27 protein-coding genes and 1 pseudogene are annotated in these 18,264 nt (G+C 63.1%); 12 read left to right on the top strand and 16 right to left on the bottom strand.

The annotated features are described in order from the left end of the window. The first annotated feature begins 77 nt into the window (after positions 1-77). The 6 genes from MLB1_RS02170 (at position 78) to MLB1_RS24210 (ending at position 4,269) form a co-directional block, all read left to right on the top strand. The gene (locus MLB1_RS02170) at positions 78-335 is read left to right on the top strand and encodes a helix-turn-helix transcriptional regulator (protein WP_180748096.1); all 258 of its coding nucleotides are present in this window, start codon (positions 78-80) and stop codon (positions 333-335) included. Further along, positions 332-1,150 (top strand): hypothetical protein, encoded by an 819-nt coding sequence (locus MLB1_RS02175; RefSeq protein WP_180748097.1) that lies wholly within the window; start codon positions 332-334, stop codon positions 1,148-1,150. Before MLB1_RS02170 ends, MLB1_RS02175 begins: the two co-directional genes overlap by 4 nt. A 194-nt stretch (positions 1,151-1,344) precedes the next feature. After that, positions 1,345-1,881: a hypothetical protein gene (locus MLB1_RS02180; RefSeq protein ID WP_180748098.1), complete on the top strand. Its 537-nt coding sequence runs from the start codon at positions 1,345-1,347 to the stop codon at positions 1,879-1,881. After that, positions 1,878-3,065, top strand: a complete 1,188-nt coding sequence (locus tag MLB1_RS02185) for a PfkB family carbohydrate kinase (RefSeq protein WP_180748099.1) — start codon at positions 1,878-1,880, stop codon at positions 3,063-3,065. Before MLB1_RS02180 ends, MLB1_RS02185 begins: the two co-directional genes overlap by 4 nt. Further along, positions 3,062-3,664: a 7-cyano-7-deazaguanine synthase gene (locus MLB1_RS02190; RefSeq protein ID WP_180748100.1), complete on the top strand. Its 603-nt coding sequence runs from the start codon at positions 3,062-3,064 to the stop codon at positions 3,662-3,664. The genes MLB1_RS02185 and MLB1_RS02190 overlap by 4 nt, the downstream gene beginning before the upstream one ends. Continuing rightward, positions 3,661-4,269, top strand: a complete 609-nt coding sequence (locus MLB1_RS24210) for a VUT family protein (RefSeq protein WP_371750542.1) — start codon at positions 3,661-3,663, stop codon at positions 4,267-4,269. The genes MLB1_RS02190 and MLB1_RS24210 overlap by 4 nt, the downstream gene beginning before the upstream one ends. Here MLB1_RS24210 and MLB1_RS02200 read toward each other — a convergent pair. The 7 genes and pseudogenes from MLB1_RS02200 to MLB1_RS02230 all read right to left on the bottom strand — a co-directional run bounded on the left by MLB1_RS02200 (position 4,255) and on the right by MLB1_RS02230 (position 9,529). After that, positions 4,255-4,749, bottom strand: coding sequence for a DUF6262 family protein (locus MLB1_RS02200; protein ID WP_371750543.1), 495 nt, complete (start codon positions 4,747-4,749; stop codon positions 4,255-4,257). The two genes, MLB1_RS24210 and MLB1_RS02200, sit on opposite strands and share 15 nt — an antisense overlap. 275 nt (positions 4,750-5,024) lie before the next feature. Continuing rightward, a pseudogene (locus MLB1_RS02205) lies at positions 5,025-5,366 on the bottom strand (hypothetical protein); the annotation flags it as partial. A gap of 2 nt (positions 5,367-5,368) precedes the next feature. Then, positions 5,369-6,481, bottom strand: coding sequence for a YifB family Mg chelatase-like AAA ATPase (locus MLB1_RS02210; protein WP_255485572.1), 1,113 nt, complete (start codon positions 6,479-6,481; stop codon positions 5,369-5,371). A 1-nt stretch (position 6,482) separates the two neighbouring features. Continuing rightward, the gene (locus MLB1_RS02215; RefSeq protein WP_180748101.1) at positions 6,483-6,845 is read right to left on the bottom strand and encodes a YraN family protein; all 363 of its coding nucleotides are present in this window, start codon (positions 6,843-6,845) and stop codon (positions 6,483-6,485) included. 106 nt (positions 6,846-6,951) lie between these two features. After that, entirely contained in the window at positions 6,952-7,191 is a 240-nt protein-coding gene (locus MLB1_RS02220; RefSeq protein ID WP_180749639.1) for a hypothetical protein, read from the bottom strand. A 146-nt stretch (positions 7,192-7,337) separates the two neighbouring features. Beyond that, positions 7,338-8,720 (bottom strand): cytochrome P450, encoded by a 1,383-nt coding sequence (locus tag MLB1_RS02225; RefSeq protein WP_180748102.1) that lies wholly within the window; start codon positions 8,718-8,720, stop codon positions 7,338-7,340. Then, the gene (locus MLB1_RS02230; RefSeq protein ID WP_255485573.1) at positions 8,717-9,529 is read right to left on the bottom strand and encodes a hypothetical protein; all 813 of its coding nucleotides are present in this window, start codon (positions 9,527-9,529) and stop codon (positions 8,717-8,719) included. The genes MLB1_RS02225 and MLB1_RS02230 overlap by 4 nt, the downstream gene beginning before the upstream one ends. A gap of 166 nt (positions 9,530-9,695) precedes the next feature. Here MLB1_RS02230 and MLB1_RS02235 point away from each other — a divergent pair, with 166 nt between their 5' ends. After that, on the top strand, positions 9,696-10,349 hold the full coding sequence (locus tag MLB1_RS02235) for a TetR/AcrR family transcriptional regulator (protein ID WP_180748103.1): 654 nt from the start codon (positions 9,696-9,698) through the stop codon (positions 10,347-10,349). Here the strand turns inward: MLB1_RS02235 and MLB1_RS02240 are convergent. Beyond that, a complete protein-coding gene (locus MLB1_RS02240) occupies positions 10,346-11,056 on the bottom strand; it encodes a TetR/AcrR family transcriptional regulator C-terminal domain-containing protein (RefSeq protein WP_180748104.1) in 711 nt (236 codons plus the stop codon). The genes MLB1_RS02235 and MLB1_RS02240 overlap by 4 nt on opposite strands. Positions 11,057-11,285: 229 nt before the next feature. On the opposite strand from MLB1_RS02240, the gene MLB1_RS02245 reads away from it, so the two are divergent. The 4 genes from MLB1_RS02245 to MLB1_RS02260 are packed head-to-tail and all read left to right on the top strand — an operon-like array spanning position 11,286 to position 12,641. Continuing rightward, positions 11,286-11,528, top strand: coding sequence for a CsbD family protein (locus MLB1_RS02245; RefSeq protein ID WP_180748105.1), 243 nt, complete (start codon positions 11,286-11,288; stop codon positions 11,526-11,528). 54 nt (positions 11,529-11,582) lie between these two features. Beyond that, on the top strand, positions 11,583-11,888 hold the full coding sequence (locus MLB1_RS02250; protein ID WP_078287540.1) for a GlsB/YeaQ/YmgE family stress response membrane protein: 306 nt from the start codon (positions 11,583-11,585) through the stop codon (positions 11,886-11,888). Between the two features lie 41 nt (positions 11,889-11,929). Further along, positions 11,930-12,217 (top strand): hypothetical protein, encoded by a 288-nt coding sequence (locus MLB1_RS02255; RefSeq protein WP_180748106.1) that lies wholly within the window; start codon positions 11,930-11,932, stop codon positions 12,215-12,217. Positions 12,218-12,227: 10 nt separating this feature from the next. Next, entirely contained in the window at positions 12,228-12,641 is a 414-nt protein-coding gene (locus MLB1_RS02260; protein ID WP_180748107.1) for a hypothetical protein, read from the top strand. A gap of 29 nt (positions 12,642-12,670) precedes the next feature. On the opposite strand, the gene MLB1_RS02265 is transcribed toward MLB1_RS02260, so the two are convergent. Genes MLB1_RS02265 through rplS form a run of 4 tightly spaced genes read right to left on the bottom strand, consistent with a single transcriptional unit; the run spans position 12,671 to position 14,889 of the window. Then, positions 12,671-12,976, bottom strand: a complete 306-nt coding sequence (locus MLB1_RS02265) for a DUF2469 domain-containing protein (RefSeq protein ID WP_180748108.1) — start codon at positions 12,974-12,976, stop codon at positions 12,671-12,673. 10 nt (positions 12,977-12,986) lie between these two features. Then, on the bottom strand, positions 12,987-13,655 hold the full coding sequence (locus MLB1_RS02270) for a ribonuclease HII (RefSeq protein ID WP_180748109.1): 669 nt from the start codon (positions 13,653-13,655) through the stop codon (positions 12,987-12,989). Between the two features lie 9 nt (positions 13,656-13,664). Continuing rightward, a complete protein-coding gene (gene lepB, locus MLB1_RS02275; protein WP_180748110.1) occupies positions 13,665-14,531 on the bottom strand; it encodes a signal peptidase I in 867 nt (288 codons plus the stop codon). 16 nt (positions 14,532-14,547) lie between these two features. Next, the gene (gene rplS, locus MLB1_RS02280; protein ID WP_180748111.1) at positions 14,548-14,889 is read right to left on the bottom strand and encodes a 50S ribosomal protein L19; all 342 of its coding nucleotides are present in this window, start codon (positions 14,887-14,889) and stop codon (positions 14,548-14,550) included. Positions 14,890-15,179: 290 nt separating this feature from the next. On the opposite strand from rplS, the gene MLB1_RS02285 reads away from it, so the two are divergent. Next, complete coding sequence (locus MLB1_RS02285; protein WP_180748112.1) at positions 15,180-16,085, top strand: hypothetical protein; 906 nt, start codon at positions 15,180-15,182, stop codon at positions 16,083-16,085. On the opposite strand, the gene trmD is transcribed toward MLB1_RS02285, so the two are convergent. The 4 genes from trmD to rpsP are packed head-to-tail and all read right to left on the bottom strand — an operon-like array spanning position 16,032 to position 18,031. Further along, complete coding sequence (trmD, locus tag MLB1_RS02290) at positions 16,032-16,760, bottom strand: tRNA (guanosine(37)-N1)-methyltransferase TrmD (RefSeq protein ID WP_180748113.1); 729 nt, start codon at positions 16,758-16,760, stop codon at positions 16,032-16,034. The genes MLB1_RS02285 and trmD overlap by 54 nt on opposite strands. A 10-nt stretch (positions 16,761-16,770) precedes the next feature. Further along, the gene (rimM, locus tag MLB1_RS02295) at positions 16,771-17,298 is read right to left on the bottom strand and encodes a ribosome maturation factor RimM (RefSeq protein WP_180748114.1); all 528 of its coding nucleotides are present in this window, start codon (positions 17,296-17,298) and stop codon (positions 16,771-16,773) included. Positions 17,299-17,303: 5 nt separating this feature from the next. Continuing rightward, positions 17,304-17,546 carry an RNA-binding protein gene (locus MLB1_RS02300; protein WP_005081564.1) on the bottom strand — a complete coding sequence of 81 codons (243 nt, stop codon included), beginning with the start codon at positions 17,544-17,546 and terminating at the stop codon, positions 17,304-17,306. 8 nt (positions 17,547-17,554) lie between these two features. Continuing rightward, positions 17,555-18,031, bottom strand: coding sequence for a 30S ribosomal protein S16 (gene rpsP / locus MLB1_RS02305; protein ID WP_180748115.1), 477 nt, complete (start codon positions 18,029-18,031; stop codon positions 17,555-17,557). Positions 18,032-18,264 lie beyond the last annotated feature (233 nt).

The following is an 18,264-nucleotide window of genomic DNA, read 5'->3' on the forward strand; positions in this document are numbered from 1 at the left end:
TGCAGACCTGTCTAGATCGACTAAAGCCGTGGTAAAAATAACTATACTTATATAATTATCCTGGTATAGTTATTGATATGCCAAGGCCCATGTTGTCGAAAGATGATCGTGCGCAAGGTAAACAGCTTGGCGATGAGCTTCGTCGCCTGCGCGGGAAGCGAACCGCAGCTGAAGTAGCCGATGAAGCGGGAGTGTCACTGGACACGCTGCGCAAGTTGGAGCAGGGCGGAACTCCCACACCGGGCTTTTTCCTGATTGCCCGAGTGGCGCGGGCACTGGACATTCCGCTGAATCAGTTGGCGGACAAAGCGATGAGCGGCAGGAGGCGGCGATGACAGCGGTAGAGCCCATGGCGACGGTCGATGCGGTGCGTATCGCCGAGGCTTGGCGGTTGGGGGTGATGAGCGAACCCGTTGGCGGGCACGCAGTCCTGACTGGGTCAGCGTGGCAGCGCACTGTTCACTGGTATGACCCCAGTTATCTAGGGACTCCTGCGTTCTGGGTGCAGCAGACGCGTGAACGTCCTCGCCCACAGACCTATCAGGTCGGATCGACGTTGCTTGAGGAAGTCGCATTGTGTCTGCTAGGTGGGTACGGGATTACCGAGCAGATAGCCTTCGCCGCATTCACCCGATGCCAGGACGATGACCTGCTGGGCGGTCATGTTGTCAGTGCACACGACGTCCATGCCGTCTTGTGCGAGCCGCTGACTCTCCCCGGCCGTGAACGGCCTGTGCGGTATCGGTTCCCGGCCCTCAAGGCCCAGCGTCTGGCCGCGGCGATCGAGTACCTAGCTACCCGAGAGCCGCCTGGGTTGGATCGCCCCCGGGAACTGCGAGATTGGCTGACGCAGATACCGGGAATCGGCCCCAAGACCGCATCCTGGGCAGTACGGAATCTGACTCGTAGCGACGCTATCGCAGTCATCGACATCCATATCCGCCGCGCGGGGATCGCTGCGGGTGTGTTTGACCCCGAATGGAAGCTTCCGCGGGACTATCGGCTTTTCGAAGAGGCGTTTGTGGCTTGGGCATACCTCGGCGGGGTGGGCACTGCGGATCTGGACGCATGTATCTGGTCATCGCTGGCCTCCCTGGGCCGCGGCGCCCGTTCCTTGTTCGGCGTGCACAACTTGAGCGATCTGGACTAGCCCGCGCAAACTGCCCACACCAACTGCCCAGCTCGCGTTAAATTGATTCGTGGGCCAGCTTCGAGGCGAGGGGGAAGGCTGTGGGCGGCAGCGGAGGCTCTGACTATCGCGATTCCTTGGGCGGTGTTGGCAGGCGTGAGGACAACGGGCCTAGCTGCGTCACACTGTCTTTCGTTGCTCCAGTGATGTCGCCGGTGCCGGAGGTCGTACTTGACCTGGAAATCGGCACCCTCTGCGAAATCATTTTGGAGGGCACCCCCAAGCAGCTAGCCGTGTACACCCGGGAAAAGGGTGATCTGCTCGGCGCTATCACTGAACGCTGGAAAGACCTGACCGCCTGCATCGATTCGGGTTACGCCTATGAAGCCGAAGTCATTGCGCTGGGGCCTGTCCGTGTCCGCATCCGGCCCCGCCCGACATATCTGCTGGCGCTGCCGTTTGACGCAGTCCTGGTCGATATCGCCCCGGACCTGATTCCCAGCGAAGGCCACGAGGTCGACATCGCCGTAGGCCCTGATGGACATACGGTTGCGATCACGTTCGACCGGCACATCATCGGCTATGTTCCCGCCCAACCAGTAGCGCTGCCCGACTCGATTCGGCTAGAGCGCGTCCGCACAGCCACCGTCGATGCGGTGCGGGTTCAGACTGTGGTCGACATCGAGACCGACACCGAAATCGAGGTCGTGACCGCCGACATCATCATTGTCGAGGCGGAAATACCCCAGTGACCATCACGATAGTGGGCGGTACCTACCGCGAATACTGTGTGGAGCCTGCGATCGATCGGCTCCTCGGGTCAGGACTGCGTGCAGCGGGTCTGCTGGCAAGCCTGGGTGATGACGTCGCGTATGTGACTGCGATCGAGGAGAGTTCGGCACCTGAATTTGATGCTGTCTGCGCCAGTTTGGCGGTATCCGCCAACGCGGCACCGCGCACCGGCTCGGTTGCCTTCGCCTATGAAACGCCGATACATCGCACCACCGCACACGGGCGCCCTGTGGCCGAGCCGCTGCACGTTCAGGGCGGCACCGTGCTGGCGTTCGGCATGGTCGAAACTACCTGGGCGCTGACCGCCGACACCGTGGTTATCGACCCACAGCACTCGACAGTCAAAGATTTACTGAAAGTCGTGGAGGCCCAGCGGATCACCCTGATACTCAATGAACATGAGGCACGAGCCGCAGCAGAGCGAAGCGATGTCGAGCATGCCGCCCTTGAACTACTGGGCCTGGGCGTCGATGCGGTCGTGGTCAAACGCGGCGCTTTGGGTGGCCTCGTGGCCCACAGCGACACAATCGCGACCTTTGGTGCCATTCCCACTTCGGCGGTACATCCGCTTGGTTCAGGGGACGCCTTCTCCGCCGGCTACATCCATGCTTGGACGGGCGGCGCTACCCCTTTGGCCGCGGCACAGTTCGGATCCCAAGTGGCGGCCGCGCACTCGCTGACCGGTACCCCGCAGATATCGCAAAGCGTTCTCGACAGCCTGGGCCAGCCGCTGCCCTATCCGAGGCGCGTGGCGCCGAGAATTTATCTGGCGGGCCCGTTCTTCAATGCCGCGCAGCGCCACCTCATTCGCACTATCCGCGCAGCGCTGATTCATTTGGGAGCCGAGGTGTTTTCGCCTCTTGATGAGGTCGGGCCCGGCGGTGACGAAGTCGCAGAAAAGGACTTGCGAGGCCTGCAGAGCTGTCACAGCGTGCTGGCCGTGCTCGATGGCGCCGACCCTGGCACCTTGTTTGAGGTCGGATGGGCCACCCACGCGCAGATCCCGGTCACCGGCTTCGCTGAACACCCCACCGAGCACACCTGGACGATGGCTCGCGGCACCGGCACAACGGTCGGCGATGACCTGTCGAGCGCCCTGTACAACAGCGTGTGGTCGGCCATCGCAGCAAGTGCCATTTCGTGAGGACGGTGCTGCTGATCTCCGGTGGACTCGATAGCGCCGCGCTGACCGCCTGGGTTCGGCCTGATCACTGCCTGTACATCGACTACGGGCAGCGGCCCGCCGTGGCTGAGGGGCGGGCCGCGCGGCAGGTCGCCACTGAACTCGAGGTGCCGTTTGACGCGGTCTCTGTGCCAGCTGCGGTGATTGGTCGCGGACTGATGGCCGATACCGTTCACGGCAGCGGCCCCGACGGCGTATCGCCGGAGTGGTGGCCTTACCGCAATCAGTTTCTGATCACCATCGCGGCGGCATGGGGTGTGCAACGCGGATTCGAGGCCGTGCTGATCGGGACGGTAGCTTCCGACGGAGCCCGGCACGCGGACGGCCGCGGCGAATTCCTCTCCGGTATGGACACGGTGCTGAGGCTGCAGGAAGGCGGTGTGCGGCTGCAGGCCCCGGCGTCGCACCTGAGTGCAGCCGAATTGCTTGCCGTGTCAGGTATATCGGATGCGGTGATCGGATGGACGCACTCGTGCCATCGCGCCAACTTACCGTGCGCCAACTGCCCAGGGTGCGTCAAACATGCTGAGGTTCTGCATAGGGCAGGTCGGCTGCGGTGATCGCCGTCAGGGGCGCATGCGCGGGCGTGCGCCGGCACGCGACGACGGCAGCGTGGGTAGTCGCGTTCGTCGCCTGTATCGCGGGAGCAAATTGGGCGATCCTGCACGTAGGTGCGGTGCACGGCGCCGGCGGGCCCCGCACGATTCCTGTCGGGTTCGGACTTATCGCCCCCTCTGGTGTGCTGTTCGCGGGGGCCCAACTGACGCTTCGGGATCTGATCCACGAGCGGCTCGGCGCCCGGTGGACCTTGGTAGTGATCGCTGCCAGTGCCCCACTGACCATGATCGTGGCTTCGGCGGCGATGGCGGTGGCTTCGATCGTCACGTTCTTGGCCGCCGAGGCGGCGGACCTGGCCGTCTACAGTCGGCTCAGGCGCCGCGGCTATGCCGCCGCCGTTCTCGGCAGCAACCTGGTGTCCACGGTTGTGGACTCGATATTGTTTCTTGCCTTGGCCTTTGGCGGCGCTGCGGTCGCTTCTGGTGCCGCGGGAATGACGGTGGGAAAGCTGGAAGCATCCGTGTTCACGCTGATGGTGGCGGCGGCCGCGACGTGGCTAGCACGGATGGCGAACGCACCTTCTGAAAGTGTTTTAGCCCGGGCCTAGTCCTTCGGCTGGCCGGTCGATCTGCTGTGGTGCCTGGTCCTCTGCTGCGCGGTGTGCGCGGGGCTGGTGCCGTAATTGGTCTGTGAGGCGCAGTATCTCGCCGTGGGCGGCAGCCAGCGCATCGTCGCGTTCTTTGATGATGGCGTTGAGTTCCGCGACTCGTGCACGGTGTTCGGTGTCTTGGGTTAACAGTTGACGCCGCAGGGCGTCCATGATCGTGGACTCAGTGTCCGCGCTGGTGGCTGTTTCTGCCGGGCGCAGAATAGGTTTGGTGGACGCTTCCTTGATCTGTTTGAGTAGGTCGGTGTGGTTGTAGATGGTTTTGCGGGCCACTCCCGAGTAGCGCGATACCGCGTTCGGGTTGATTGCCAGCCCCTTTTTGCGCATCTCGCGCACGGCTTTGACGATCTTGCGGCGGGTCACGGCACGCACTTGCCGGGCGTGCCGTGCCAGGCCCTCCACGGAGCGGGAGGTGCTCACGGTTCGCTGTCGCGATCTGCTCGGCGGGCTTTGTCTAGGGTTGATTGGTGCGCGCCGCGGGTCACAATCGGCAGCAGCGGCAGCCGATTTGCGGTCGCTGCGCCGCTGATGGCGTCGGTATCGTTGACCTGGGTTTACACACCCTGGATTACGTTACAGATAATATCCCCCGCAGACACTGGCTGCAGGCGCGTCCGTACCGGCAAGTCAGCAGCGTTTCATCAAGGACGGGCGCTAACACCCACCCTCTTTTCTGCCAGCACCGATGGACGCAGTCAGGGCACCAACTGATCTACCCACTCGATATGCTGCGGCCGAATAGAGATCCAGTTCGCGGCAATCTCCTTGCCCACCGCGCGCTGAAGGTTGCGCAGATCAGCATGGGAGCGTGCTTGGCGGGCATCGTTCACTTCGTGGTGCACGCGATACTGCTCACGTTCGGTGGGCGTGGCATGTGAATAGCAGTGGGCGCCGAACATTCCCGATCCGAGATAGATTGCCGAGTTGGTGCAGTCTTCGCCAGTCGACTTGACCATTGCGCGGCATTTGGGGCGTTGTCCGACGACGGTCTGAGTGCGGTCGGGCCGAGGCAGGTGATACAGGTACCGCTTGAGTTGGGTCAGGATGACTCGCTTGGGGACAACGATCGGGACAAACGCGTAGAGTCCGACATACCTGTCGACCAGTGAACAGCTGCCAGCACCAGCTGGAACCGAGCCGGGTAGGTGACCACGCCGTCGCGCCGGGCCAGCCGAATTTCACCGTCCTCCAACGGTGTACGCAACGCCTCCAGCGCCGCCGTGGACAGCTCGGCGCATTCATCGAGGAACAACACACCGCGGTGAGCCCGGCTCACCGCACCAGGTTTGGCAGTACCGGAACCGCCGCCGACGAGCGCGGCGACACTCGACGTGTGATGCGGCGCGACGAACGGCGGTTGGGTGATCAGCGGCTGCCGCGCCGTCAACAGGCCCGCCACCGAATGGACGGCCGTCACCTCGAGCGCCTCCTCAGCAGAGAGTGGCGGCAGCAGTCCCGGCAGCCGTTGCGCAAGCATGGTTTTCCCAATGCCGGGAGGCCCAGTCAGCATGAGGTGATGCGCACCGGCGGCCGCCACCTCGACAGCGAACCGCGCATCAGCGTGGCCCACCACATCCGCCAGGTCCGGACTATCAATCTGCTGCCGAAAGCTCCACTGCGGCACCGGTTGGAGCTCGCCCGCACCGGTCAGCCATGCCGTGACCTGGCGTAGGGTCTGCGCCCCCAGCACCTCGATACCGTCGACCAGACCCGCCTCCCCCAGATTCTCATCGGGCACCACCACCGTGGGCCACCCGTCACGTTTGGCGGCCAGTACCGCCGGCAGCACACCACGCACCGGGCGTACGCGTCCGTCGAGCGCCAATTCCCCCAGCAGCAAGGTCTTCTCCAGACGTGTCGGCGGTAGTACCTTGTTGGCCGACAACACTGCTGTCGCCAGCGCGAGGTCGTACACCGAGCCCATCTTCGGCAGCGTCGCAGGCGATAGAGCCAAGGTCAAACGGGCAGACGGCCAGGTGAATCCGCAGTTGGTGATAGCTGCCCGCACTCGGTCGCGCGATTCCTGTAGCGCCGCATCCGGCAGGCCAACAAGGTGCACACCCGGCAGCCCAGCGCTGATGTCGGCTTCAATCTCAACGGTCTGTCCGGTCACCGCTTTCACCGCCACGGAATACGCTCTGCCCAAGGCCATCTCAGCTCACCCCGTGAATATGCGTGATCTCCGGCACGTATCCGCGCAATCGGACCTCGATGACGTCGATCCGGATCGCTGCCCAGGATCCGCGCTGCGCCGCCAACCACAGCCCGGCAAGTCTGCGCAACCGACGCAACTTGACGGCGGTCACCGCCTCGGCGGGTGTCCCGAAAGCCGAACCGGTCCTGGTCTTTACCTCGACGAAGACCACCGCTTCGCCATCTACCGCGATGATGTCGATTTCTCCGTAACGACACCGCCAATTGCGGACAAGGATGCCGTATCCGTCCGATGCCAGGTGCTGGACGGCTAGATCCTCACCGCGTGTCCCGATCTGGGATCGATTCAGAGAATGTGTCATGAGCCCACCATCGCTATGGGCACCGACGTCAATGCACTGCCGAGCTATGCCTATCGATAGTTATCCACAAACCGGCATTCATCCACAAGCAAACTAAAGAGCACCACTAGTTCCACATCTTGACCGGATGAACTACCGGTGCAACCTTGCCTATCGCGCCCGAAGCAGGCGCGGGCAGATCTTTCGAGTTAGGAGCTGACTTGATCTCGATATCGTCGGTGGCAGAACACACAGCTTTACTTGCCTTCGACGGCTCACAGTGCACCGTAGATGCCGACACCGTTGCACTCGGCGAATCCAGAAGCACCCCGGCGGCCACCAGCGCCGTCACAACCATTGCCCGCAGCAGCAAAGTACTCATTAGCAGAGACTAGACATACTCACGAGTTCCGCAACTCGAAGAGGGACCGACTCGCTACCAGGGATGCGGGTTCAACTAGCGCGGTTCCGGCAGGCGCGCCGCTACTGCTGCCAGCGACCAGTGGGTGCCCACTAACGCCGGATGATCTTGACGGGTAACCCGCCCTTCAGACCCATGGACATTCGGTACTGATGCCGGGGCTGGTAACCGGAGGGAAGTTCGAAACGATAGCGCTGGTACGCGCTTGCGATGGTGAGCACCGCCTCGATGTACGCCATGCGCATACCGAGGCATAGCCGCTGGCCTCGCCCGAACGGGATAAATGCCCGGAGGTCGGCCTCGTTGTTCAAGAACCGGTCCGGGTTGTATCGATCCGGTTCGGGCCAGAATCGCGGATCTCGTTGCATCGCAAGGGAGGAATACAGGATCGTTGTCCCTGCCGCGATCCGGAATCCACCCATTTCGTCGTTGACCAGCGCCGTCTTGGGGTTGATGACCAACCCGCCTTGGAGGCGCTGGGCCTCGTCGAAGCATGCGCGTGCCAGCGGCAGACTCGCCATATCGGCCACCGTCACAGGTTTTCCACCCAATGCATCGACTTCGTCGATGAGCCGTCGTTCGATCTCAGGATGGCCGGACACCAGGGCGAAGGTCCACGCCAACGCAGCCGCCGTGGTCTCGTGGCCTCCAACAATCATTCCGGCGATTTCGACGGCGATCTTGTCGTTTTCCAGTGGTGTGCCGTCGTCATACTTCGCGTCGATGAGCAGGTTGAGGATGTCCGTGCGCTCCGTGGGATGCCGACGGCGCATCTCGATGAGCTGATCGGCACCGCCCATGATCATCTCCAGCATCGAATCCATGCGCCGCTGAAATGGCCGGGGAATCCACGACGGTAACGAATACATGGCAACACGGGCCGTCGTCGCGAGCATCCCAAAGCTAATCGCGTTCTTCGTGACTGATGCTTCCAACATGCGCGAAGACAAGTACTCGTCGAACATCGCATTGAACAACACGATCAATGCCAGCTTGCGGGTTTTCTCTTCGATATCGATATGGCCGTCCCCGCCGCCGGCCGCCGGCGCCCAACTTTCCACCTGTTCGGTTACCGACTCGGTGAACAAGTCCCCAAGTTCGGCGAGGTTCTTCTGGGTGAAGCTCGGCCGGTAAAGGGACCGGCCCCGTTGCCACTCTTGGTCATCGGCGAACGCGAAGAAGTTGTGGCCAAGTTTCGGCGGCACCATCTGCTTGGCGACCATGTCCGACCGCCGGTACCGATCGGGGTTCTTCACCAGTACGTGATCGATCCAATCCGGATGACTGATGTACACCGTCTTCACGAACGGTGTTGGGACCGAGACGATATCGCCGAACTTCTTGGTCAGCTCCAGCGGGTAGCGCCACGGGTCGCGGATCAGTCGCGCCAGAGCGTTTGCACCGCCGATACCTGAGGGGCCCGGCGGGACGGGCAGATTGCCCACATCGACGGGACTGACAATCATCGAATTCATGCTGCCGATACCTCCCGCGACGGCCGCCGATGCTGGGTATGCGTTGTCCTGCTTACCGTCTCGCGAATCTGTCGTAGCTCGGGTATCTGCAGCAGCAGATACGTCGTCAACACCGAGGTCGCCATCACCGCGACCGCCGCGATCCAGGTCACCGGAGCCGGGGCTGAAGACTGCACGGCCTGGTACGCGGGCCAGCTCACGCCGACGATGTACCCGATGGTGGTCGCCGGAATCAGAAGAAGCAGGAGCCAGAGCCGGGCGCCCTTGAGGTATCTCGCCGCGTAGAAGATGACGATGCCGTACACCGGCAGCAGCGTGGTGTTCTGCACGATGGAGTACAGCGGAATCCCTCCGACGCGGGTCGGGTTGTCGCCGTAATAGGAAATGATTCCCGTGAAATGCCAAACCATCTCGATCACGATCTCCGGAATGCCGACGTATACCGCCGAGAGCATGAAGATGTCACGCAGAGATCGGCCTTGCTGGATATAGCGATAGGCGATGTACCCGCCGATCGCGACGTACGAGGACGCACCAACGAGAATCCACGCCGGCATGCGCCGGCCCATCACGGTGTAGCCGAACCATGGAGTGTCATTGGCGTAGACGATCGATCCCACCAGATCCCCCAACGGCTCGATATTGGCGGCGATCAACCCCGCCGCCAGCAGCACTAGCGGAAGCATCTCCTTGTGCTTCAAGAGTTTCCACACCGCCCAGATCAAGGCCGCGACGGCTCCCCCGTACGCCAGCGCAATCGAAACCCAAGCAACGACCTGATTCGCATGAAGCTCCGGTGCGACCGGCATGCCGCCCTCCCCGGGAAGTAGTACGCCCGATGCACTAAAAACCCAGGTCGAAGCTTTTTCAATCAATATCATGTTACTATCGTTATCAATTGAGTCACATTAGTCAATACCCAAACTGTCGGCATGGCCCCGCAGCCGACCGGAGGGGGGTGGGATCATCGAGCACATGCCCGATACCGGTGCGATGAATTGGCCAGACGTCGTTGCCGCGGCAATCGCTGAGGACCCGTCCGACCTCCCGGCCTCGGATATCCGAATCCTCGAGGCAACGGTCGAAGTGCTCGGGATCTGCGGAGAGCAACGACTGACCGTCGATATGGTCGCCGAGCGCGCACATCTGTCGCGGATGACAGTCTTCCGCCGCTTTGGTTCCAAACAGAACTTGATCGACATCGCCTACCGTCGTGAGATCACCAAGGCCCTCCGTGACATCACCGGATACGCGGAGAAGACCGACACGTCCGTGCGCCGGGCCACCGCGGTGGCCACCCGAATGGTCGATAGCGCTTCGAAAATTCCTGCTCTGCAATGGATTATCCGCGCCGAGCCGCAGGAGATCGTCCGGATGTGGCGCGACCTGGAACCACCCGGCCAAGAGCTCGGGCGCGCATTCATCTCCACGCTGCTACAGGATTCCCAGCTCCAGGACCCGCTGCCCGCTCCCGACGCAGATTTTGTGGCAGACGTCCTTATCCGAACGGTGATGTCGCTGGTGCTGGTCCCGGATCCCGCCTACCAGAAGGCCCGTCCCGTCGAGGTAGAGCAATACATCCGGCGGGTGGTCGAGCATCTACTGGGCACGCCCCGTCGACAGCACTAACGCGGTGCGCCGCTCTCGAGGCGGTCAAGCAGCGATTCGAGTGCCTCTTCGAACTCCGTTGCGCCGTGGTCTTCACTGAGTTGCTTCTGCATCCGCCGCAGGTTCGGGTAGTTCGACAGGCTCTGCAGGGTCTTCTCCGGCAGTTCATCCTCGACTGGGCTCAGCGAGGCTCCGCGTGCAGACACCTCCAGCAGTAGTTGGCCAAGCAGGAAGGTGGTGTACGCCCGGTAGGCGGTGACGGCGGTGCGGTCGTCGAAGCCATACGAGATCAGGGTGTCCAAGAAGGTTTCCATCCACTTCATGCTTCGCAACGGTGGGCGAACCCACGGCGCCTCCGGCGGCCGCGTTGCCAATGTCGGGAACAGATGCGGATGCTCGATGGCGATGGCCCGCACCCCATGCGCGAGCCTGACGAGATAGTCCTGCCACCCGTCCTCCTGCCGCCGGGCAGCAAGCTGGTCGTCGTAGAGCTTTTCGACGAGGTGATCGACAACTCCGCCGAGCAGATCCTGGCGGCCGTGCACATGGCGGTACAGAGCCATCGCTTCGACTCCGCATGCCGCGCCGAGCCGCCGCATCGTCAGTTGATCCAACCCCTCCTGATCCACCAACGCGATCGCGGTATCGAGGATCTCGGCGCGGGTCAGCGAGCGCGGCTTGCGACCCTCGGCGCTACCGGCGCCTGCTCGGTTTTCCGTCTCGTCCATATGCGTCCGTCACTCCCACCGTACATATCTGGGCTCAGGCCATGACGGCACTCCCGTGGCGGCTTCGCCGTCCACAAGAAGGTACCTCCGTCGGCTAAACCCCTGACCAGCACCGGTTTGTTTACAGAGTAGTTTACGTAGTACGCAACTCTGCTACGGTGGATTCTGTTGCCTCATCACGAGGCGGCGTAAGCGGTTTCACCGCACACGCACTGAAAAGGAGCGACACATGAGCGATGACAACAGGGACAGCGGTATCGAGGCCGGGATCAAGGGCGTCGTCGAGGATGTCAAGGGCAAGGCCAAGGAGGCCTTCGGCAAGCTCACGGACGACGAGTCACTGGAGCGCGAAGGCCAGGCACAGCAGGACAAGGCCGAGGCTCAGCGCGAGGTAGCCGCCAAGGAAGCCGCGGCAGAAAAGGCCCGCGCCGAGGCTGCCGTGCATCAGGCTCGCGAAGACGCCGAGAAGTAGCGCAGATCGTCGCAGCAGCCCGCCCCCACTCCAACGAGAATCAGGAAACCACAAATGATTTCACCTATGGCCGCTGATGTTGCGGCAGCCCACCTTGGCTTTGGCATCGGCTGGATCGGATGGATCGTCATCGGCGGGATCGCCGGATGGGTGGCCAGCAAGATCATGGGCACCGACGGCCAGCAAGGGCTCCTGCTCAACATCGTGGTGGGCATCGTGGGCGGGCTGCTGGGCGGATTCCTGCTGAACCTGCTCGACGTCGGCACCTACGGTTTCGGCTGGGTTCTGACATTCGTCACCGCGTTGGCGGGCGCATGCATTCTCTTGTTTCTCGTGCGCCTCGTCAGCGGTCGGCGATGAGTAACAGGAAGTTCCGCCAGTCCACAACAGAAGGGGCCCTAGTGATTCCGTCCATATCGAAGAAGCTCGCAGTGACCGTCGGCACCATCGCAGCGATATCGCTGGCGGGCTGTTCCAGCGTGATCAACCAGGGTGGCGACACCACATGCAAGGAATTCCTCACTCAGGACGAGGGCACGCAGAACGAGGCCGTCACCAAGATGCTGAAGGACGAGAACCAACAGGACCCCAGCGGTCTGCAGACGATGGCGGCACGGAACTCCTCTACCGTCTATTGCAAGACGCTGGGCAACGAGAACAGCAAGATCAAAGAAGCCCCACACGTTTAGGGAGCATCAGATGAAAATACGAACAGCCAAGCCTGCCAAGGTATTTGCCGGATGCGTCATCGTGCTCGGCACAGCACTCGCCGGATGCGGCACCAGCACCGACGGCGGACAGACAAGTACCAGTACGACGACGACCACAACAACCACCACGACCACCCCGGTGCCCAGCAGCGCACCCGAAGGCACCCCGGCGCCCGGCCCGACCGGTAGCGGCGGTCCCGAGGGCGGATCCGGTGCGATCCCCGGCGGCCCGACCGGAGGCGGCGGACCAGAAGGCGGCAGTGGCAGCATCCCGGGTGGTCCTACCGGCGGCGGCGGGCCCGAAGGCGGCGGGGGCAACATCCCCGGCGTGGGCGGCGGTCACGGTGGCCCCGGCGGCGGGGCGGGCTGTGTCGACAACGTAGGTTGCGTCAGCATCCCGTAAGCCACATCCGGAGCTGCGTCTACCGTGACTTACTCCGGTAGGCGCAGCTCAGGCTTATCGACCTCTTCGATGTTGACGTCCTTGAAGGTGATTACCCGCACATGCTTGACGAAGCGCGCGGGTCGGAAGAGGTCCCACACCCAGGCATCGGAGAGTCGCAGTTCGAAGTAGACCTCGGACTCGGTATTCCGCGGAATCACCTCGACGCTGTTGGCCAGGTAGAACCTTCGCTCGGTCTCCACCACGTAGCTGAACTGCCCGACGATGTCCTTGTACTCGCGATACAGCGAGAGTTCCATCTCGGTTTCGTATTTTTCGAGGTCTTCAGCACTCATAGGCTTCCCATTATCCCCCCTGTGAACTCCCCAACGCCGCATTGCGGACATTGACGAACGACTGTCGATGCTGAGTAGACGGTCCCAGCCGGTGCAACGCCTCGGTATGGACGGCCGTGCTGTACCCCTTGTGCACCGCGAATCCGTACCCGGGGTGGTCCGAATCCATCGCCACCATCACCCTGTCCCGGCTCACCTTAGCCAGCACGCTGGCCGCCGCGATGCATGCCGCCGAGGCGTCACCACCGATTACCGGCAGGGACGGCACCGGCAACCCCGGTACCCGGAATCCGTCCGTCAACACATATCCAGGCTTGACGCCTAGGCCTGCCACCGCCCGGCGCATTCCTTCGATATTGGCCACATGCACACCGATGCGGTCCACCTCTTCAGCGGGCACCGACACCACGTGGTACGCCTCGGCGTACCGGCAGATCAGCGGAAACAGCGTCTCGCGCATCTTTTCGGAGAGCTTCTTCGAGTCATCGAGCGCGGCAAGGCTTTTCCGCTGATTAGAGCCGAGCACACAGGCGGCGATCACCAACGGTCCCGCACACGCCCCACGCCCGGCCTCGTCGACTCCGGCGACCGGGCCTAAGCCCACTCTGTCGAGCGTCAATTCGAGGGTTCGCATTCCGGATGCCTTGCGAATCACCGTGCGTGGCGGCCAGCTGGTCATACCGTGAAACTAGGTTTGGGGGTTCACCGATGAGACGCCGCCCCACCGCGCGGGGGGCCACGCGATGAATCGCGCCTTACCGATGACGTTATCCACCGGCACTGTTCCGATATTCGGGTCGCCGGTGCAGTAGACCTTGCGCTCGATCTCGACATCAGGTCCGGCGTCGCGGTCGCGGCTCTGGCAGTGCGCACGCGAGTCACCGCTATGTGTGCGGTTGTCCCCCATCATCCACAGCTTGCCCTCCGGCACCTTGACCGGACCGAACGGGAAACCCCAGCACCCATCGGTGTTGGGACCGATGGTCTCCGGATCGAGGTAGGGCTCGTTCAGCTTCTTCCCGTCCACGGTCAGGCCGGTGTTCGGACGGCACTCCACGTTCTGCCCGCCGGTCGCAATGACACGTTTCACCAGGTCGTTCTCGTCCGGGGGCACCACGCCGATGAACGACAGTGTGTTCTGCACGTACCGGGTCGCGGTGTTCGACGACCGGATCGACCGGTAGTTGCCGTTCCACTCGGGCGGGCCCTTGAACACGACCACGTCGCCGGGGGTCGGATCGGATAACCGGAACACGATCTTGTCGACCATGATCCGATCGCCGGTGCAACCGCGGCATCCGTGCAGGGTCGGTTCCATCGACTCCGAAGGAATGAGATACGGCCGAGCAATGAAGTTCTGCGTGACGCAGTACAGCACCAGGGCGATCAACAGTAGAACGCCGACCTCTTTGAGCATCCCGGATCCACTGCCTTCGTCGTCGGACGACGATGCTGCGGATGACGTCTCAGCGGCTGGTTCGGCTTCGGAAGTGTCGGCGGGGGGCTGCGCGGATGTCTCGGATGACTCCGATTCGCCCGATACCGGTGCTGTCACGAAAGCGCCGACTCGGTCAGCGCTTCTCCTTGATCTTGGCCTTCTTACCGCGCAGCTCGCGCAGGTAGTACAGCTTGGCGCGACGGACCGCACCACGGGTGACGATCTCGATGTGGTCGATGTTCGGCGAGTGCACCGGGAAGGTGCGCTCAACGCCGACTCCGTAGCTCTCCTTGCGGACGGTGAAGGTGGCACCCACGCCACCACCCGTGCGACGCAGCACGGCGCCCTTGAAGACCTGGACGCGCTCCTTGGAGCCCTCGATCACCTTGACGTGCACATTGACGGTGTCGCCGGGACGGAAGTCAGGCACGTCCTGGCGCAACGACGCCTGATCGACAAAGTCCAGCGTGTTCATCGGTGTACTTCCCTCTTGGTCTCTCGACTTAAGTCGCGCGGCCGGGTCGCATAAGGAAATGCACCTCGGCCGATCAATGTTGCTTAAGTTCTGTCTGGGTCTGCCGAACGGCGGCAGACAGCTCGCTAATTGTGCCAGACACAGCCCCTTGCAGTGAAATCGCCTCCCACGGGATCCCCGTGGGAGGCTCCAGTCAGCGGGTATGTGGCCGTACTAGTAAGCTACCGTGACCGGCACACCTGCCACATCGGTAACAAATCCAGAGACTGACCGCAGAGGGGGTCCACGTCATGCGCGGCCAGTTCCTGTTTGCGAGCCTCACGCTCGCCTCAGTAGCCGCGCTGAGCTCTGGATGTATGGCATCGGTACGCAGTGATCCAGCCACACCGGTGTTGGCAGTCGTGAGCGCTCCGGCCGAACCACCGCCCGTATTCGCGGTGGAGAGCCCCTCATCCTTCGAGGCCCTGCCCGAGCGCACCACCGCAGCGACCACGCAGGCTCGGAATGCCGGCGCAACGCTGACCGCGGTGATCAAGGACCGCGCCTCCGGCGCCATCGTGTCCAACGGAAACAACAGCACCATCGCCATCGCCTCGGTGGCGAAGCTGTTCATCGCCGACGATCTGCTGATGCGGGAATCGACCGGCGAGGTCACCCTCACGCCCGCGGACCGCGCCTCCTTCGACAGGATGCTGCAGTCCTCCGATGACAGCGCTGCGGAGATCTTCTGGCAACGCGGTGGCGGCGATTCGATTATCACCCGGGTCGCCGCGCGGTACGGCCTGGGCTCCACCAGGGTGCCCTCCGACGGGATGTGGTGGAACACCATCAGCACCGCGAATGACCTGGTGCAGTACTACGACATGCTGCTCTCCGGTGCGGGCGGATTGCCTCCCGAGCGCGCGAACATCATTGTCGACGACCTGGCCCGCTCGACGCCGAACGGTATCGACGGCTACCCACAGCGTTTCGGGATTCCGGACGGCATTCCCGGTGAACCCGTCGCTGTGAAGCAGGGCTGGATGTGCTGTGTGGGATCGGCGTGGATGCACCTTTCGACCGGTGTGGTGGGCCCCGATCGGCGATTCATCGTGGTGGTGTCATCACTGCAGACCGCCAACGACGTCACAGCGCGCAACACGCTAACTCAGGCTGTCTCCACCATGTTCCCCGGCGGACGGATCGAGGCCGAGTAAGTCCGGGCGCCGCTCGGCAGTACGCCGACGCGACTGTTCGGCCCGCCACGCCGCCACCTTGGCGTGATCACCCGATAGCAGCACCGGCGGGACGTCAATCCCCCGCCAGCTCGGCGGTCTGGTGTACGACGGCCCCTCCAGCAGGCTCTCCCGTCCCGCAGAGTGTGAATCATCAACGGCGGAAAGCTCATTGCCCAGCACACCCGGAACCAATCGCAATACCGATTCGATGATCACCAGGGCGGCGGCCTCGCCGCCGTTGAGCACGTAGTCACCAATCGACACCTCGCGCACCCGCATCCGGGTAGCGGCATCATCGGCGACCCGTTGGTCGATGCCCTCGTACCGCCCGCACGCGATCACGAGATGATCCTCGGTGGACCACTGTCGGGCGGTCTCCTGCGTGAACGGATATCCGGCGGGCGTCGGGACCACCAAAAGTGTTTCCGGCGTGCAGATCTCGTCCAGAGCCTCGCCCCAGACCGTCGGCTTCATCACCATGCCGGGCCCGCCGCCGTACGGCGAATCGTCGACCGACTTGTGCACATCGCGCGTCCAGCGCCGCAGATCATGCACCGCGACATCGACCAGTCCGGCATCAATGGCCCGGCCCGGCAACGACTGCCGCACTGGCTGCAGGTAGTCGGGGAAGATCGTGACGATATCGATTTTCACGCCACGATCCTCACGACAGTTCCAGCAGTCCCTCGGGCGGATCAATCTCGATCACCTTGTCCGCCAGCGAGATCGACGTGACGATCGCGGAGACGAACGGCACCAGAAGCTCGCCGTGCTTGTCCCCGTTCCGGGACTTCACCGCAAGCAATTCGCCGCCCGGGGTGTGCAGTACCTCAGAAACAGTTCCGATAACGGTCCCGTCCTGAGTACGCACCGTGAGGCCTTCAAGCTGATGGTCGTAGAACTCGTCGGGATCGTCAATTGGGGGCAGATCGACGGTGTCCACGGTGAAAAGGGTGCCTCGCAGCGCATCTGCGGCATCACGATCAGATACTCCGGCGAATCTGACCAGCAGCCGCCCGCTGTGCTCGCGCACTGATTCGATGACGAACTCGCGAGTGCCACCACCGCGCAGCCGACCACTCAGCACCGAACCGACGGAGAAACGCCCGTCTGGATCGTCGGTACGGATCTCGACCGACAGCTCGCCGGTGACACCGTGCGCCTTGGCGATACGCCCGATCACAAGCTCCATCGGAGCTACCGGTCGGTATCCACCACGTCGACGCGGATCCCGCGGCCGCCGACGCCCGCGACAAGCGTGCGCAATGCGGTGGCGGTGCGCCCACCCCGGCCGATCACCTTGCCGAGATCATCGGGATGGACGTGCACCTCCACGGTGCGGCCGCGCCGGTTCGTCACCAGGTCAACGCGGACATCGTCGGGGTTATCGACGATTCCCCGCACCAGATGCTCAACGGCATCGACCACGACAGAACTCATCTGTGGTCCTATTCGCTTGCGGCGTCAGTGGATTCAGCAGGAGCCTCCGCGGCTTCCGCGGGAGCCTCGGCCTCAGCGGTTTCCTCAGCCTTCTTGGGGGCCTTCTTCTTTTTCTGCTGGATGGCCTCGCTGGTGGGGGCGCCGTCGGCCGCGGCCAGAGCGGCGTTGAACAGGTCCAGCTTGCTGGTCTTGGGCTCCTTGACCTTCAGGGTGCCCTCTGCGCCGGGCAGACCCTTGAACTTCTGCCAGTCGCCGGTGATCTTCAGCAGGGCCAGCACGGGATCGGTCGGCTGCGCGCCAACAGACAGCCAGTGCTGCGCGCGCTCGGAATCGATCTCGATCAGGCTTGGCTCTTCCTTCGGGTGGTACCGGCCGATCACCTCGATGGCGCGGCCTTCCCGGCGGGTACGCGCGTCAGCGATCGTGATGCGGTACTGCGGGTTGCGGATCTTCCCGAGACGGGCGAGCTTGATCTTGACAGCCATGAGCTACTGCTTCTCCTTGAGGTATCACGCGGCAATTCGGCGATGCGTGCGGAATGCACGATCCGGTTTTGCCTCGCGTGGGTCTGACCGCCGACGGCTGGAACCGCGTGACGGACGGTTCGCCATTCTGCCAGAACGGGGCCTACCAGGCCAAATCGCGTCGACACGCCGCATAGCGGCGGGTTCGTATCGCATCTGTCCACCACAACACGGCGTGTCGACGGCGTCAGGCG

It is taken from the genome of Mycobacteroides sp. LB1, from assembly GCF_013449725.1.
Lineage (GTDB): Bacteria > Actinomycetota > Actinomycetes > Mycobacteriales > Mycobacteriaceae > Mycobacterium.